Here is a 14,302-nt window from a genome sequence, read left to right as displayed (position 1 = left end):
AAATGCCTCGTAAGGGCCCCGCCCCGAAGCGCCCGGTCATCATCGACCCGGTCTACGGTTCTCCTCTTGTCACGTCGCTCATCAACAAGGTGCTGCTGAACGGCAAGCGCTCCACCGCCGAGCGCATCGTCTACGGCGCCATGGAGGGTCTGCGTGAGAAGACGGGCAACGACCCGATCATCACGCTGAAGCGCGCGCTGGAGAACATCAAGCCGACCCTCGAGGTCAAGTCCCGCCGTGTCGGTGGTGCGACGTACCAGGTTCCGATCGAGGTCAAGCCCGGTCGTGCCAACACGCTCGCGCTGCGCTGGCTGGTCGGTTACTCCCGCGCCCGTCGCGAGAAGACCATGACCGAGCGTCTGCTCAACGAGCTTCTCGACGCCTCCAACGGCCTTGGTGCCGCTGTGAAGAAGCGCGAGGACACCCACAAGATGGCCGAGTCCAACAAGGCCTTCGCGCACTACCGCTGGTAGTCGCTACCCACATCGAGACCGAGAGAAGACGAAAGCCTTATGGCTACCACTTCACTTGACCTGGCCAGGGTCCGAAACATCGGGATCATGGCCCACATCGACGCGGGCAAGACGACCACCACCGAGCGGATCCTCTTCTACACCGGCGTCAGCTACAAGATCGGTGAGGTCCACGACGGCGCTGCCACCATGGACTGGATGGAGCAGGAGCAGGAGCGTGGCATCACGATCACCTCTGCTGCCACCACCTGTCACTGGCCGCTCGAGGACAACGACTACACGATCAACATCATCGACACCCCGGGGCACGTCGACTTCACGGTCGAGGTGGAGCGTTCGCTCCGCGTCCTCGACGGTGCCGTCACGGTGTTCGACGGTGTCGCCGGTGTCGAGCCGCAGTCCGAGACGGTGTGGCGTCAGGCCGACCGTTACGGCGTGCCGCGCATCTGCTTCGTGAACAAGCTGGACCGTACCGGCGCCGAGTTCCACCGCTGCGTGGACATGATCAAGGACCGGCTCGGTGCCGTCCCGATCATCATGCAGCTGCCGATCGGTGCCGAGATGGACTTCAAGGGCGTTGTGGACCTGGTCCGCATGAAGGCGCTCGTGTGGTCCGCCGAGGCGGCGAAGGGCGAGATGTACGACGTCGTCGACATCCCCGCCACGCACGTCGAGGCTGCCGAGGAGTACCGCGGCAAGCTGGTCGAGACCGTCGCGGAGAACGACGACGAGATCATGGAGCTGTTCCTGGAGGGCCAGGAGCCCACCGAGGAGCAGCTGTACGCCGCGATCCGTCGCATCACCATCGCGTCCGGCAAGGGCGATGGCGTCACGGTCACCCCGGTGTTCTGTGGCACCGCGTTCAAGAACAAGGGCGTCCAGCCCCTGCTCGACGCGGTCGTGCGCTACCTGCCGACCCCGCTTGACGTCGAGGCCATCGAGGGCCACGACGTGAAGGACCCCGAGGTCGTCGTCAAGCGCAAGCCGTCCGACGACGAGCCGCTGTCCGCCCTCGCGTTCAAGATCATGAGCGACCCGCACCTCGGCAAGCTCACCTTCGTCCGGGTTTACTCGGGCCGCCTGGAGTCCGGCACCGCCGTGCTGAACTCCGTCAAGGGCAAGAAGGAGCGCATCGGCAAGATCTACCGTATGCACGCGAACAAGCGTGAGGAGATCGAGTCGGTGGGCGCCGGCGACATCGTCGCCGTGATGGGCCTGAAGCAGACCACCACCGGTGAGACGCTTTCGGACGACAAGAACCCGGTCATCCTGGAGTCCATGGACTTCCCGGCGCCGGTCATTCAGGTCGCCATCGAGCCCAAGTCCAAGGGTGACCAGGAGAAGCTGGGTGTCGCCATCCAGCGTCTCGCGGAGGAGGACCCCTCCTTCCAGGTTCACTCGGACGAGGAGACCGGCCAGACCATCATCGGTGGTATGGGCGAGCTGCACCTCGAGGTGCTGGTCGACCGTATGCGCCGTGAGTTCAAGGTCGAGGCCAACGTCGGCAAGCCGCAGGTCGCGTACCGTGAGACGATCCGCAAGGTCGTCGAGCGCGTGGACTACACCCACAAGAAGCAGACCGGTGGTACCGGTCAGTTCGCCAAGGTGCAGATCGCGATCGAGCCCATCACCGAGACCGACGGTCCGGCGTACGAGTTCGTGAACAAGGTCACCGGTGGCCGTATCCCGCGGGAGTACATCCCGTCGGTGGACGCCGGTGCGCAGGAGGCCATGCAGTTCGGCATCCTGGCGGGCTACGAGATGACGGGCGTCCGCGTCACGCTTCTCGACGGTGCCTACCACGAGGTCGACTCCTCCGAGCTCGCGTTCAAGATCGCCGGTTCGCAGGCCTTCAAGGAGGCCGCGCGCAAGGCCAGCCCCGTGCTGCTCGAGCCGATGATGGCCGTCGAGGTCACTACGCCCGAGGAGTCGATGGGTGATGTCATCGGCGACCTCAACTCCCGCCGTGGCCAGATCCAGGCCATGGAGGAGCGCAGCGGCGCCCGCGTCGTGAAGGGCCTCGTGCCCCTTTCGGAGATGTTCGGCTACGTCGGAGACCTCCGCAGCAAGACGTCGGGTCGCGCAAGCTACTCGATGCAGTTCGACTCCTACGCCGAGGTTCCGCGGAACGTCGCCGAGGAGATCATCGCGAAGGCCAAGGGCGAGTAACGCACCGCGTTCGCACGCTTTAGGCTTGACTCCGGAGCCCGGAGGGGCATTCACCCGCATTTGCGGGGAGTGCCCCCGGGCCGAGGCTTTCCAGCAAAGATCACCTGGCGCCGATGAAGCAAGGCGTTCAGAACCACTCCACAGGAGGACCCCGTGGCGAAGGCGAAGTTCGAGCGGACTAAGCCCCACGTCAACATCGGCACCATCGGTCACATCGACCACGGTAAGACGACCCTCACGGCCGCCATTACCAAGGTGCTGCACGACGCGTACCCCGACCTGAACGAGGCCTCGGCCTTCGACCAGATCGACAAGGCTCCTGAGGAGCGCCAGCGCGGTATCACGATCTCCATCGCGCACGTCGAGTACCAGACGGAGACGCGTCACTACGCCCACGTCGACTGCCCCGGTCACGCGGACTACATCAAGAACATGATCACGGGTGCGGCGCAGATGGACGGCGCCATCCTCGTTGTCGCCGCGACGGACGGCCCGATGCCGCAGACCAAGGAGCACGTGCTCCTGGCCCGCCAGGTCGGCGTTCCGTACATCGTCGTCGCCCTGAACAAGGCCGACATGGTGGACGACGAGGAGATCCTGGAGCTCGTCGAGCTCGAGGTCCGTGAGCTCCTCTCCGAGTACGAGTTCCCGGGCGACGACCTGCCGGTCGTCAAGGTCTCGGCGCTCAAGGCGCTCGAGGGCGACAAGGAGTGGGGCCAGACGGTCCTGGACCTGATGGCCGCCGTCGACGAGTCGATCCCGACCCCCGAGCGTGACGTCGACAAGCCGTTCCTCATGCCCGTCGAGGACGTCTTCACGATCACCGGTCGCGGTACGGTCGTCACCGGCCGTATCGAGCGTGGTGTCCTGAAGGTCAACGAGACCGTTGACATCATCGGCATCAAGCAGGAGAAGACCACCACCACGGTCACCGGCATCGAGATGTTCCGCAAGCTGCTCGACGAGGGCCAGGCCGGTGAGAACGTCGGTCTGCTGCTTCGTGGCATCAAGCGCGAGGACGTCGAGCGCGGCCAGGTCATCATCAAGCCCGGTTCGGTCACGCCGCACACCGAGTTCGAGGCCCAGGCCTACATCCTGTCCAAGGACGAGGGTGGCCGCCACACGCCGTTCTTCAACAACTACCGTCCGCAGTTCTACTTCCGTACGACTGACGTGACCGGTGTTGTGACCCTCCCCGAGGGCACGGAGATGGTCATGCCGGGCGACAACACTGAGATGAAGGTCGAGCTCATCCAGCCCGTCGCCATGGAGGAGGGCCTGAAGTTCGCCATCCGTGAGGGTGGCCGGACCGTGGGCGCCGGCCAGGTCACCAAGATCAACAAGTAAGTCTTGTTGGCTTGAACGCCTGGTAGCTCATAGAGCTCCTTGAAGGGGCCCGTACGACTTCGGTCGTGCGGGCCCTTTCGCGTTCCCTACGCGGGCTCGGGCTGCGGGCCGAGGGCCATGACGGCGAGGGTGACGGCGCGGGTGACGACCCCGCCGAGCAGGGCGGTCAGGAAACCGTCGACATGGAGGCCGGAGTCCATCTGCCCGCTGAGCCAGGAGACGAGCAGCCATACGAGGGTGTCCTGGGCGACGCCGATCGCGGCGAGGATCAGCAGCATGACCGCGGGCGCGCCACGGATGGCGCTGGGATAGGTGTGGATCAGCTGGTTGACGACGAGGAAGACGATGCCGGCCAGCATCGTCTGCCAGAACGGGCCGTCGGCGACCGCAGAGATGCCGGGGAGCAGGGCCGCGGCGAGACCTACGCCGAGGTAGGTGCCGAGGATGCGTCTTCGCTTGTACATGGGCGTGATCTTCGAGGTGCCCCGCGGCCTGTGACAAGGGCCGGATCACTGGATGTTGCGCAGCGGGGGATGGTCGTACGACATCTCGCAGACGTAGAGCTGGAGGGCGTGGTCCCGGCCGATGCTCAGCTGGGTGGGGCGGGTCGAGCCGGTGTCGTCGAGCGGGAACCAGCTGCGGCTGCCGCCGCCGCACTCCCAGCCGTCGATGGTGAGCAGGGGCCGCACCGCCGAGCCGCACTCCTCGCAGGCCATCGGGAAGGGGTCCGTATAGCTCCACGGGGCGTGACCGCCGACCTTGCAGCCCGGGGCGACGGCGAGGTCGTACTGGTAGACCGCGCCGTGCTCCTCCGCCCACTCCTCGACCCGGTCCGCCAGCTCCTCGGGCAGCTCGTGCGGGGCCGGGTATTCGGTGACGGGTTCCGGGTGCAGGACGCAGGGCTCGGGGAGGTGGCGGTCCTTGCCGATCACCGATGGGCGCGGGGCCGCCCCTTCGTCCAGGGCGTCGACGACATCGGCGGCCGTCCGTCGGCGCAGTTCCGGGCGGGGCATCCAGCCCTCGTGGTCGAAGGGGCACCACAGGAGTTGCAGGACGTCGGTGCCGGGCGGGCGGGGGAGTCCGGGGACGTCGTGGGCGTAGAGCTGCATGACGGGGATCAGGGGGACGGGGCCGTCCTGCGGTATCCGGCGCGGGGTCGTGGTGCGGTCGACGACGGTCCGCTCCTGAGGGGTGAGGAAGTCGGCGCCCTCGGCACGCGGCCGGCTGTGGGCCTCGGCGAGGATGCGGCGGCGCAGACGGAGGTCGTCGGGGGCGTGGCCGAGGTGGGCGGGGCCGTCGTGTTCGGGGCAGGTGGGCCAGGGCTCGTCCGCCGGCCAGAGCAGGGGGCCGCCGATGGAGCTGTCGGTGGTGGCGGGGGCGCCGGCGCGGGGGTGCAGGCGGACGGTCGTACGGGCCAGCGGGGTCAGCTCGGGGAAGGCGGCCGTCACGTCGAGGGAGCGGGGCGGGGTGGTGCGGGTCATGCGGCCGAGGTTAGGCGGAACGGCGCCCGGGAGCAGGGGAGTTGTCGGTGGCCGCCGGTCGAGTCGGACCCGAGGCGGGGTGCGTACCGTACAAGTCGCTCATGGCTGTGGATCCGGGCCGGGCTGCCCGGAGGGGAGAGGGAAGGACTCGCTCGATGATCCTGACGATCAACGTGGCGGTTCTGCTGGCCGTCGTCATCGTCCTGCGTCTGCGCCGACGCACCGAGGCCCGGAGCCGGGCCGACGAGAGACTGACCGTGGCCCTTGTGCTGGTGTTCGGGGTGCTCATCGCTCCGACGGCGTTCGGCCGGGGGATCCTGGACGTCGTGGGGCAGGTCGTGGAGGGAGCCTCGGGGGTGGGGGAGCCGTGAGCCCGCCTGTCTAGGGTGGCCGCATGAGGCGTGCGCGATGGATCTTCGGGCCGCTCGGCGGAGTCGTGATGGCCGGGGCCGTGAACGCCACCGGCACAGGGGAGCTCGCCGAGGTCTCGGTGGGGGAGTTCCTGGCACGGCGGCGAGACGACTTCGAGCAGCTCATGGACGGGATCCGGTCGGTCTGCCGGTTCGATGACGCGGCCATGGGGATCGCCGACGAGATGGGCTGGTTCGGGGAGTACGAGGTGGACGCGGCGCATCTGGCGCTGTACTCCGGGTACCTCGCGGCCACCCCGGAGTTCCTGGACCGGCTTGACCAGCCGCCCGCCGTCCGGCGGATGTGCCGTATGGCGGCGGATCTCCAGCTGACCGAGTTCCTGGGGGCCCTGATCGGCGTCGCCGTCCAGGCGGAAGCGGAGACGGAAGCGGAGACGGAGGCCGCGCAGGGCGCGGTACGGATCGTCGACGTTCTCGCGATCGCGTGCGACCTCGCGGACCCGACGGGCGGCACCGCCCCGGCGCAGGTCTTCCGGATGTGGCGGGTCGCGCAACTGCCGGGAATCCTCGACCCGCGGTCGCACACGCCGACGTACCTGAAGGCCGGGTTCCGGGCGTACGACGAGGCGCTGGAGACGCTGCTCGTCGGGGGCGCGTGACCGAGGGGGGTTCCGTGAAGGCCGGACCAACGCCGTGAGGCGCGTGGGCGAGGGTTTGGGCAGGTCAAGGGGGCGGTGCCGTGTCGTTGACGAGTCGCAGGGTGGGACGTGGTGGGGCGAACTCGCCGACTTCGAGTGCTGCCTCGCGCCAGTTCGCAATGAGGTCGAGCAGGCGCTCGCTGTCGTGGCGGTAGCCGGGCGGCGGGGTGTGCGGGACGGTCGGCCACAGGATGGTGGCGGCGAACCGGACCGCGTGCATGGCCGCGGTCACGTGGGCGTCGGCGTACCCGCCCTCCAGGTGTCGCAGCGTGTCGAGCTTGGCGGCGGTGCAGAGGAGCTCGGTGTACACCTTCGCGCACTCCTGTGTGCGTACGGCCGTGCGGTCATCCATGAGGTGTGCCTTCGGTCTTCACGTGGCCTGCCGCACGGCAGTCGCGGCAGTAGGCGCCCGGCACCGGTGACCAGAAACCCCGGTCGCAGCCATCGCAGTTGATCATCGAGAGTGGAGCGGCGGGCGCGGTGGGAGCGGTGCAGGGCGGTGGCATGGGCGGTGCCGGAGCCGGGATGAACTCGGTGAGCCGGTGAGCGAGCAGAGCTGCCGGGTTGCGGAGAGGCTCTGGGAGGTCGGCGCTCAGGGCGTGACGTACGGCCTCGGGGCGGGCCCCGCGTTCGAGCCAGGCGGCGACGGCCGGGGCGAGGTGGCGGACGGCGCGCTCGGAGAGGAGCAGACGGGGGTCGCGGTGCTGGAGCGTGCTGAGAAGGGTGGTGGCCGTGCGGTGGCGGTCGAGGTCGGGGGTCTCGGGCTCGGGGAGCGGTGGTTTGGGCCGCGAGGGCTGGGCTGCCGGTTCCGGCTCCGGCTGGGACTGGGGCTCGGGGATGCTGGGTCGTGGGGGAGGCCGAGGCGTATTCGGGGTGAGGTCCGGGATGGCTTCGGGGCGCGGAGCCTCGGTGGGCGGCTGGTTGTACGACACCGTGTGCGTGACGATGCGGCCGCTGGGGAGGCGTTTGCGGACCTGGGCCAGATAGCCGTGGGCCTTCAGCTCGCGCAGAGCGGCGGCGATACGGGTCTCGCCCTCGGGGAAGCGGTCGGCGAGGCTCTTGATGTCGACGCGGGCCTGCTCGGGGAGCGACTGGATGTGGAGGGGGAGGCCGATCGCGGTGAGGGAGAGCTGCCGGTGCTGGGCGAGGTGGTTGCCCGTGATCGTGAAGCGGGTGGTGTGGGGGGTGTTGATGTGGGTGATGCCGCGGGGATTCAGCGGCTGGGCGCAGGAGGGCGCGCTAAGGTTCTGGGTATCCATCGGGAAGGTTTCCTCTTCCTCGGCGGTCAGGCCCTCGCACTGGGATTGCCGTCCCGGCGGGGGCCGTCGCATGTCTGCGGTTGTGGTTGCGGCGAGCATATGACAGCGAACCGGGCGGAAATCCAGCCGAGTTGGGGATCATCACCCTTCCGGGTGACCAGGGTTGCTGTGGTGGATCGGCGGGGTCGGGTGGGGTTGGTAATTCGCCCCGAAGTCATGGAAAAGCTTTGATCACGCGTGGAGCCGGGCGGTGGGGCACCGGGACGTGACGGGCCGCGTTCCGGTGGGGTGGGTCTCGATTTCGGCCCAGACGGTCTTGCGTGGGGTGGGGCCGTGGGCCACTCCCCAGCGGTCGGCGAGGGCGTCGACGATGCGGAGACCCCTGCCGGACTCGCCGGACTCATCGGCAGCGGCGGGGAGTTGGGGGAGTTGGTTACCGCGCGTGTCGGTCACCTCGATGCGGAGGGTGCCGCCGACGACGTACAGCGTGAGACGGAAGCCGCGGCCGGGAACGCGGCCGTGGGTGGCGGCGTTTGCGGCGAGTTCGGCCACGATGTGCTCCGCCGGGGCCAACGGCAGTCCCCAGGCGAGGAGTTGCTCGGCGGTGGGGAGCAGGGCGAGAACGGCAAGACCCCCGAGGGCGGCACGGTGGGTCCTCTGACGGACTCCACGGCCACCGCGATCGGCCGACAGGCCGCGAACTTCGATCCGAACCCCAACCACCGCCTCGCCCAGGACTACGCCGACCAGATCGCCGCCGCCCTCAAGGAGGCGACGGAGACCGACGAGAAGTGGGCTCCCAAACTGCGGGCCCTGAAGGCGGACGACGATCTCACCGTCTCCGACAAGGACTGGGCCGACGCGGCCTCGGACACGAAGGGCGTGACCGAGGCCGGCAAGAAGTACCTCGACTCACTGCCACAGCCGCCCAAGGACGGCAGCCCGGAAGGCAACGCGGCGTGGTGGGCGGGGCTCAGCTCCGAGGAACAGGCCGCGTGGGTCTCCATGCGGCCGGACGCCGTGGGCGCGCTGAACGGGCTGCCCGCCACGGTCCGGGACGAGGCGAACCGCATCGTCTTCGATGAGACTCGGGGCAGGACGCAGACGGAGTTGGACTCGATCCCGAAGCCTCCCGCCAACGAGTGGACCTGGATCAGTTCCGGCGGCTTTGCATCCAAGGTGCATACCGATGAATGGATGGACTGGGACAGGCAGTACGGGGATCGCTACGCACAGTTGAACACCACCCTCACGGGCATGAAGTACATACAGGACCGCTTCGACCGAACCGGTGAAGGGGGCCTGCCCGAGGCATACCTGCTCGGCTTCGACCCCGTGGGGCTGGGCGACGGCAAGGTCGTCATCGCCAACGGAAATCCGGATCAGGCAGACCACGTCGCCGTGTACGTGCCCGGTACCTTCTCCGGCCTCGACAAGATCGGGGAGGGTGAGGATCACGGGGACATCGGTCGCGGGGAGACGCTGTGGGCGGAGAGTTCCAAGCTCGCGCCGGGCCAGAACGTGTCCACGATCACCTGGCTCGACTACAACGCCCCGGACAGCATCGTCCCGGAAGCGAGTAGCGGGAAGTTCGCGGAGGAGGGCGGTCCGCGTCTGTACGACTTCCTCCAGGGAAACAGGGCAGCCCATGAGGAGCTCTCCGGAAACACCGCCCACACCACGGTCCTCGGGCATAGCTACGGAAGCACGGTGGTCGGCGTCTCCGCGCAGTCCGGAAGTTGGAACGACTCCGAGGCCGTCGACGACTACATGTTCGCGGGCAGCCCCGGCGTCCAGGCGGATCACGCGGCCGACCTGGGTGTCGGCGCGGATCATGTCTGGGCGATGGGCGGTCCCGGGGACGACCAGGTCGTCCGCCAGGGCGGTCGCCTTATGGGACTCGGAGACAACCTGACCATTCCCACCGACGATTCGTTCGGCGGGAACGTGATGAAGAGCGACTCGGACGGGCACAGCGGATTCTGGGATACGGACGGCCACGAGGCGTCGCTCAGTCTCGAGAACCAGGCCCGGGTGATCACAGGAAGGTACGGAGATGTCGTTCTGGAGGACTGAGAGTCCCCAGCCCCGCCAGAGATTTTCCAGCGGCGTGGGATCGCTGCTCGCCGTGTCGGCTCTCGTGCTGGCAACAGGCTGTTCATCTACTCAGGGGAGTGAGAACTCGTTGGGCTACGAGCCGAAGTCCCGGTCCACCGAGACGGTCAAGACCGAAATCTCGGAGCTGTCCAGCCGGATCTTCGATGTCATGAGCATCAAGAGTAAAGTCACGGAACCGGGCCCGAATGTGCAGCCCTGTGACTCCGATGACGGCGACTCGGGGAAGTTGCACAGGATCCGTCACCCCTGGTCGGCATACGGGGTGGGGAACGACGTCATGGAGAAGGGCATGGCCAATCTGCGCCAGGAACTCCCCAACCAGGGCTGGAAGATCGAGAAGGTCGGCGACGATGGCAGCAGGAACAAGAACATGCGAATCCTGGCTGTCCATGAAAAGACGCTCAGTCAGGCTGAAATTACCTGGCTCAAGGGACTGGACGGCAACGAGCCACTCATAGAGGTGAACCTGTATTCGAGGTGCTTCCGATCGGTGAACGACTGAGAGCAGGGATGAGCCGGCGCACCCCGGCCCGCACGGGGCGGCTACGACGACGCTCCGGCTGCTGCCAAGCATGACCCCCGATCTTCAGCCGACGCGTCGCCGATCTGCTGGCCGGCGACCTGTCGGAGGCTGGGAGATACCTCCCCGTCTTCCCCGGAGACACCGCCCCGGAGGGGGAGCCGGACTACCGCCTCTACCTCGTGGAGAAGGTCGCCGACTGCGTGGATCCTCACAGGTCGTCCAAGCCGAAGAAGGGAAACGGGACAGATGAAGATCACGGTCTTTCGCCCCGAGGCACTCCCGATCTGGTCCGAGGACCGCACGATCACGCCGCATGCGGCTCCCGGGGGCTTCTGACGTGACGATCGGGCGGGCGAGCAGTGGGGTAGCGGAGTCTGATGCGGATGCCTGACGTACGAGACGTGGTCACCGGATTCCGCGGCGCGGCCCCGCTTCCCGGTCTGCCCGATGCCTGGTCCTGGTCGCCGATGCCCCGTATCGACTTCGCCGGGGCACTCTCCGCCGACGGGAAGCGGCTGCTGCAGCTGAGTGGACGGGACTCCTACGACCAGGACCTCGCCGTGGCTACCCTCTCCTTCGCCCGCGAGCACGAGGAGGAGATCTTCGCCAGCAACCCTTACCTGGGCACACGCGGCGGCTTCGCCCCGCCCACCGGGCGTCACCCCTTCGACACGGTCGTCGGCATCGCGCCCGAGGTCCACCGCTTCTACCGCGTCGACAGACCCGAGCTGACCGAGCACGTCCGGCTGGCCTTCCCGGCGTACGCCTGCGAGTTCTCCGGCACCGAGACCCTCGACGAGGCCGTCACCCGCTACCGCATGCTCCGCCCGAACCACCTCGCCCGCGAGCCGTTGCCCTTCCTGAAGATGCGGTACATCAACACCCGTACCCGCGGCCGCAGCACCAACCGCGGGCGCGGCTTCACCGAGCCGCGGCGACTGGTGGAGGAGCTCCGCTGGATGGAGGGCGGGCCGGGGAGCATCGTCGAGTTCGAGAACCGGCACGGCCATGTGTGGCGCGTCATGTGGGACGGGGGGTGGCTCGTCGAGGAGTGGGACACCCAGGACGGCACACCGCGGGAGATCGGGATCGAAGAGCTCATCGACTTCGCCCTGGCCCGGTTGCGGGACTGAGGGGCGCGGGCGAGTGGAGCTGGAAGAACTGCACCCGTGGCACGTTCGGCTGCGCGGCGAGCTGGACGGGACGCCGTACGCCGTTGAGTGGCGCGGACCCACCCAGGGCCACGCCAGGCCGAGCGCCTGTCTGAGCCTCGATGGCGCCGAGCACCTCGCCGCGCTGACCATGTGGGACGGAGGAGCCGTTCGCGGGATGGTGAGGTACGTCACGGAAGGGTGTGCTCCGCCCCAAGGTCCCAGCCGTTCGCTGGTCCCTTGTTTGACCTGCGTCACTCCCGGGGTATTGTCTCCGGCTCGATTGGCGGACTCCCTGCCCCATATGGCAGACTGTCCGAGTTGCTCGGTCGAGTGTTGATGCTGCGCGCCTCCCGCCGGGAGGACCGGAAGCGAGTCCCACAGTACTCGTCGCCCTAACTGCCTTATGGCAGCGCTGGGGCGGACGTACGGGAATCTTTCGGGAAGCAAGGTACGGCACAGGCCAGGCACCCGGTGGACCTTTCGTCCTCGGCTTGCGGTTCCGGAAGGGCCGTGCTCCCAGACAAGGAGTGCTCGAACAAGGGGCCTCTGTGTCAGTAAGAGCGCGACACACCCGACCGCGTGGGTCGGAGAGCGGAAGACAGGAACATCGGGTTCCAGAGCGTTAAACGAGACAAAGGACTACTGAGTAGCCATGGCGGGACAGAAGATCCGCATCCGGCTCAAGGCCTACGACCACGAGGTCATCGACAGCTCGGCGAAGAAGATCGTCGAGACGGTGACGCGTACTGGTGCGTCGGTCGCGGGCCCGGTGCCGCTGCCCACTGAGAAGAACGTGTACTGCGTCATCAAGTCGCCGCACAAGTACAAGGACTCGCGCGAGCACTTCGAGATGCGCACGCACAAGCGCCTGATCGACATTCTCGACCCGACGCCCAAGACCGTTGACTCTTTGATGCGACTCGACCTCCCGGCCGGTGTCGACATCGAGATCAAGCTCTAGGGATCGGTGATCTGAGAATGGCTAAGCAGATCAAGGGCATCCTGGGCGAGAAGCTCGGCATGACGCAGGTGTGGGACGAGAACAACCGCGTTGTTCCCGTCACCGTCGTCAAGGCCGGCCCCAATGTCGTCACCCAGGTCCGCACGAACGACGTCGACGGCTACGAGTCCGTCCAGATCGCGTTCGGCGAGATCGACCCGCGCAAGGTGAACAAGCCCCTCAAGGGCCACTTCGCCAAGGCCGACGTCACTCCCCGCCGCCACCTCGTCGAGATCCGTACCGCTGACGCCAGCGAGTACACCCTCGGCCAGGAGATCACCGCTGAGGTGTTCGAGGCCGGCATCAAGGTCGACGTGACCGGCAAGAGCAAGGGCAAGGGCTTCGCCGGTGTCATGAAGCGTCACAACTTCAAGGGCCTCGGCGCCGGACACGGCACCCAGCGCAAGCACCGCTCGCCCGGTTCCATCGGTGGCTGCGCCACCCCGGGCCGCGTGTTCAAGGGCCTCCGCATGGCGGGTCGCATGGGCAACGAGCGGGTCACCACCCAGAACCTGACCGTCCACGCCGTTGACGCGGAGAAGGGTCTGCTGCTCATCAAGGGCGCTGTCCCCGGTCCGAACGGCGGCCTCGTCCTGGTCCGCACCGCGGCCAAGGGGGCCTGAGGTACCGATGAGCACTGTTGACATCCTTTCGCCTGCCGGCGAGAAGACCGGAAGCGTCGAACTCCCCGCGGAGATCTTCGGCGTGGAGAAGATCAGCATCCCGCTGATCCACCAGGTCGTCGTTGCGCAGAACGCGGCTGCCCGCCAGGGCACGCACAAGACCAAGCGTCGCGGTGAAGTCCGTGGTGGCGGCAAGAAGCCGTACCGCCAGAAGGGCACCGGCCGCGCCCGTCAGGGCTCGACCCGCGCCCCGCAGTTCGCCGGCGGTGGCGTCGTCCACGGCCCGCAGCCGCGTGACTACTCGCAGCGGACCCCGAAGAAGATGAAGGCCGCGGCCCTGCGCCACGCCCTCACCGACCGGGCCCGCAACAACCGCATCCACGTCGTCACCGGCGTGATCGAGGGCGACTCCCCGTCCACGAAGGCCGCTCGCACGCTGTTCGGCAAGATCTCGGAGCGCAAGAACCTGCTCCTGGTCGTCGACCGCGCCGACGAGGCCGCGTGGCTGTCCGCCCGCAACCTGCCCCAGGTCCACATCCTGGAGCCGGGCCAGCTGAACACGTACGACGTGATCGTCTCGGACGACGTGGTCTTCACCCAGGCCGCTTTCGAGTCCTTCGTCGCCGGCCCGCAGGCCAACGACACCGAAGGGAGCGAGGCCTGATGGCTACGCGTCACCCGAGCATTGCCTCCAAGGCTGCGAAGGCCGCCAAGGCCGCGCGCGTCGCCAAGGCGCGTCGCCACGAGGCCGAGGGCAAGAACACCGTCGTCACCGCGCCCAGCAAGGCGTACACGGACCCCCGTGACGTGCTGCTGAAGCCGGTCGTGTCGGAGAAGAGCTACGCGCTCCTCGACGAGAACAAGTACACGTTCATCGTCGACCCCAACGCCAACAAGACCCAGATCAAGCAGGCCGTCCAGGCGGTCTTCTCGGTCAAGGTCACCGGGGTCAACACGATCAACCGCCAGGGCAAGCGCAAGCGGACCCGCACCGGTTTCGGCCAGCGTGCCGGCACCAAGCGCGCGATCGTGACCCTTGCTGAGGGCGACCGTATCGACATCTTCGGCGGTCCGACCGCGTAAGCG

General features: G+C 67.6%; 17 protein-coding genes. 12 read left to right on the top strand and 5 right to left on the bottom strand.

The genetic code is table 11. The features are described from left to right. Positions 1–2 precede the first annotated feature (2 nt). From rpsG to tuf, 3 genes are all read left to right on the top strand, one after another. A complete protein-coding gene (gene rpsG, locus QF037_RS19825) occupies positions 3–473 on the top strand; it encodes a 30S ribosomal protein S7 (RefSeq protein WP_003992340.1) in 471 nt (156 codons plus the stop codon). Between the two features lie 39 nt (positions 474–512). Then, positions 513–2,642, top strand: coding sequence for an elongation factor G (gene fusA, locus QF037_RS19820; RefSeq protein WP_307027082.1), 2,130 nt, complete (start codon positions 513–515; stop codon positions 2,640–2,642). Positions 2,643–2,795: 153 nt separating this feature from the next. After that, complete coding sequence (tuf, locus tag QF037_RS19815) at positions 2,796–3,989, top strand: elongation factor Tu (RefSeq protein WP_307027081.1); 1,194 nt, start codon at positions 2,796–2,798, stop codon at positions 3,987–3,989. A gap of 86 nt (positions 3,990–4,075) precedes the next feature. On the opposite strand, the gene QF037_RS19810 is transcribed toward tuf, so the two are convergent. Both QF037_RS19810 and QF037_RS19805 read right to left on the bottom strand, forming a co-directional pair. Then, on the bottom strand, positions 4,076–4,453 hold the full coding sequence (locus tag QF037_RS19810) for a phage holin family protein (RefSeq protein ID WP_307027079.1): 378 nt from the start codon (positions 4,451–4,453) through the stop codon (positions 4,076–4,078). A 45-nt stretch (positions 4,454–4,498) separates the two neighbouring features. Then, a complete protein-coding gene (locus QF037_RS19805) occupies positions 4,499–5,470 on the bottom strand; it encodes a hypothetical protein (protein ID WP_307027077.1) in 972 nt (323 codons plus the stop codon). A gap of 155 nt (positions 5,471–5,625) precedes the next feature. Here QF037_RS19805 and QF037_RS19800 point away from each other — a divergent pair, with 155 nt between their 5' ends. Together QF037_RS19800 and QF037_RS19795 are read left to right on the top strand one after the other, a co-directional pair. Further along, on the top strand, positions 5,626–5,841 hold the full coding sequence (locus QF037_RS19800) for a hypothetical protein (protein ID WP_307027075.1): 216 nt from the start codon (positions 5,626–5,628) through the stop codon (positions 5,839–5,841). 23 nt (positions 5,842–5,864) lie between these two features. Continuing rightward, on the top strand, positions 5,865–6,500 hold the full coding sequence (locus QF037_RS19795) for a hypothetical protein (RefSeq protein WP_307027073.1): 636 nt from the start codon (positions 5,865–5,867) through the stop codon (positions 6,498–6,500). A gap of 64 nt (positions 6,501–6,564) precedes the next feature. Here the strand turns inward: QF037_RS19795 and QF037_RS19790 are convergent, their stop codons facing one another. From QF037_RS19790 to QF037_RS19780, 3 genes are all read right to left on the bottom strand, one after another. Next, positions 6,565–6,891 carry a hypothetical protein gene (locus QF037_RS19790; RefSeq protein ID WP_307027072.1) on the bottom strand — a complete coding sequence of 109 codons (327 nt, stop codon included), beginning with the start codon at positions 6,889–6,891 and terminating at the stop codon, positions 6,565–6,567. After that, positions 6,884–7,798, bottom strand: a complete 915-nt coding sequence (locus QF037_RS19785) for a helix-turn-helix domain-containing protein (protein WP_307027070.1) — start codon at positions 7,796–7,798, stop codon at positions 6,884–6,886. Before QF037_RS19785 ends, QF037_RS19790 begins: the two co-directional genes overlap by 8 nt. Before the next feature lie 231 nt (positions 7,799–8,029). Continuing rightward, positions 8,030–8,350, bottom strand: coding sequence for an ATP-binding protein (locus QF037_RS19780; RefSeq protein ID WP_373463756.1), 321 nt, complete (start codon positions 8,348–8,350; stop codon positions 8,030–8,032). Positions 8,351–8,392: 42 nt separating this feature from the next. Between QF037_RS19780 and QF037_RS19775 the strand changes: the two genes are divergently transcribed. The 7 genes from QF037_RS19775 (at position 8,393) to rplW (ending at position 14,299) form a co-directional block, all read left to right on the top strand. Continuing rightward, complete coding sequence (locus tag QF037_RS19775; RefSeq protein ID WP_307027068.1) at positions 8,393–9,874, top strand: alpha/beta hydrolase; 1,482 nt, start codon at positions 8,393–8,395, stop codon at positions 9,872–9,874. Further along, on the top strand, positions 9,855–10,418 hold the full coding sequence (locus QF037_RS19770) for a hypothetical protein (RefSeq protein ID WP_307027067.1): 564 nt from the start codon (positions 9,855–9,857) through the stop codon (positions 10,416–10,418). Before QF037_RS19775 ends, QF037_RS19770 begins: the two co-directional genes overlap by 20 nt. Positions 10,419–10,822: 404 nt before the next feature. Next, positions 10,823–11,572 (top strand): hypothetical protein, encoded by a 750-nt coding sequence (locus QF037_RS19765; protein ID WP_307027065.1) that lies wholly within the window; start codon positions 10,823–10,825, stop codon positions 11,570–11,572. A gap of 673 nt (positions 11,573–12,245) precedes the next feature. Next, positions 12,246–12,554, top strand: coding sequence for a 30S ribosomal protein S10 (gene rpsJ, locus QF037_RS19760; protein WP_003948644.1), 309 nt, complete (start codon positions 12,246–12,248; stop codon positions 12,552–12,554). A 17-nt stretch (positions 12,555–12,571) separates the two neighbouring features. Next, entirely contained in the window at positions 12,572–13,216 is a 645-nt protein-coding gene (gene rplC / locus QF037_RS19755) for a 50S ribosomal protein L3 (protein WP_020135811.1), read from the top strand. Between the two features lie 7 nt (positions 13,217–13,223). After that, on the top strand, positions 13,224–13,880 hold the full coding sequence (rplD, locus tag QF037_RS19750) for a 50S ribosomal protein L4 (RefSeq protein WP_307027064.1): 657 nt from the start codon (positions 13,224–13,226) through the stop codon (positions 13,878–13,880). After that, entirely contained in the window at positions 13,880–14,299 is a 420-nt protein-coding gene (gene rplW / locus QF037_RS19745; protein ID WP_266823222.1) for a 50S ribosomal protein L23, read from the top strand. Before rplD ends, rplW begins: the two co-directional genes overlap by 1 nt. Positions 14,300–14,302: the final 3 nt, after the last annotated feature.

The organism is Streptomyces canus, assembly GCF_030815415.1.
Classification (GTDB): domain Bacteria; phylum Actinomycetota; class Actinomycetes; order Streptomycetales; family Streptomycetaceae; genus Streptomyces; species Streptomyces canus_F.
Note: the sequence above shows the minus strand (reverse complement) of the source record. Positions and strands in the feature narration are given on the sequence as shown.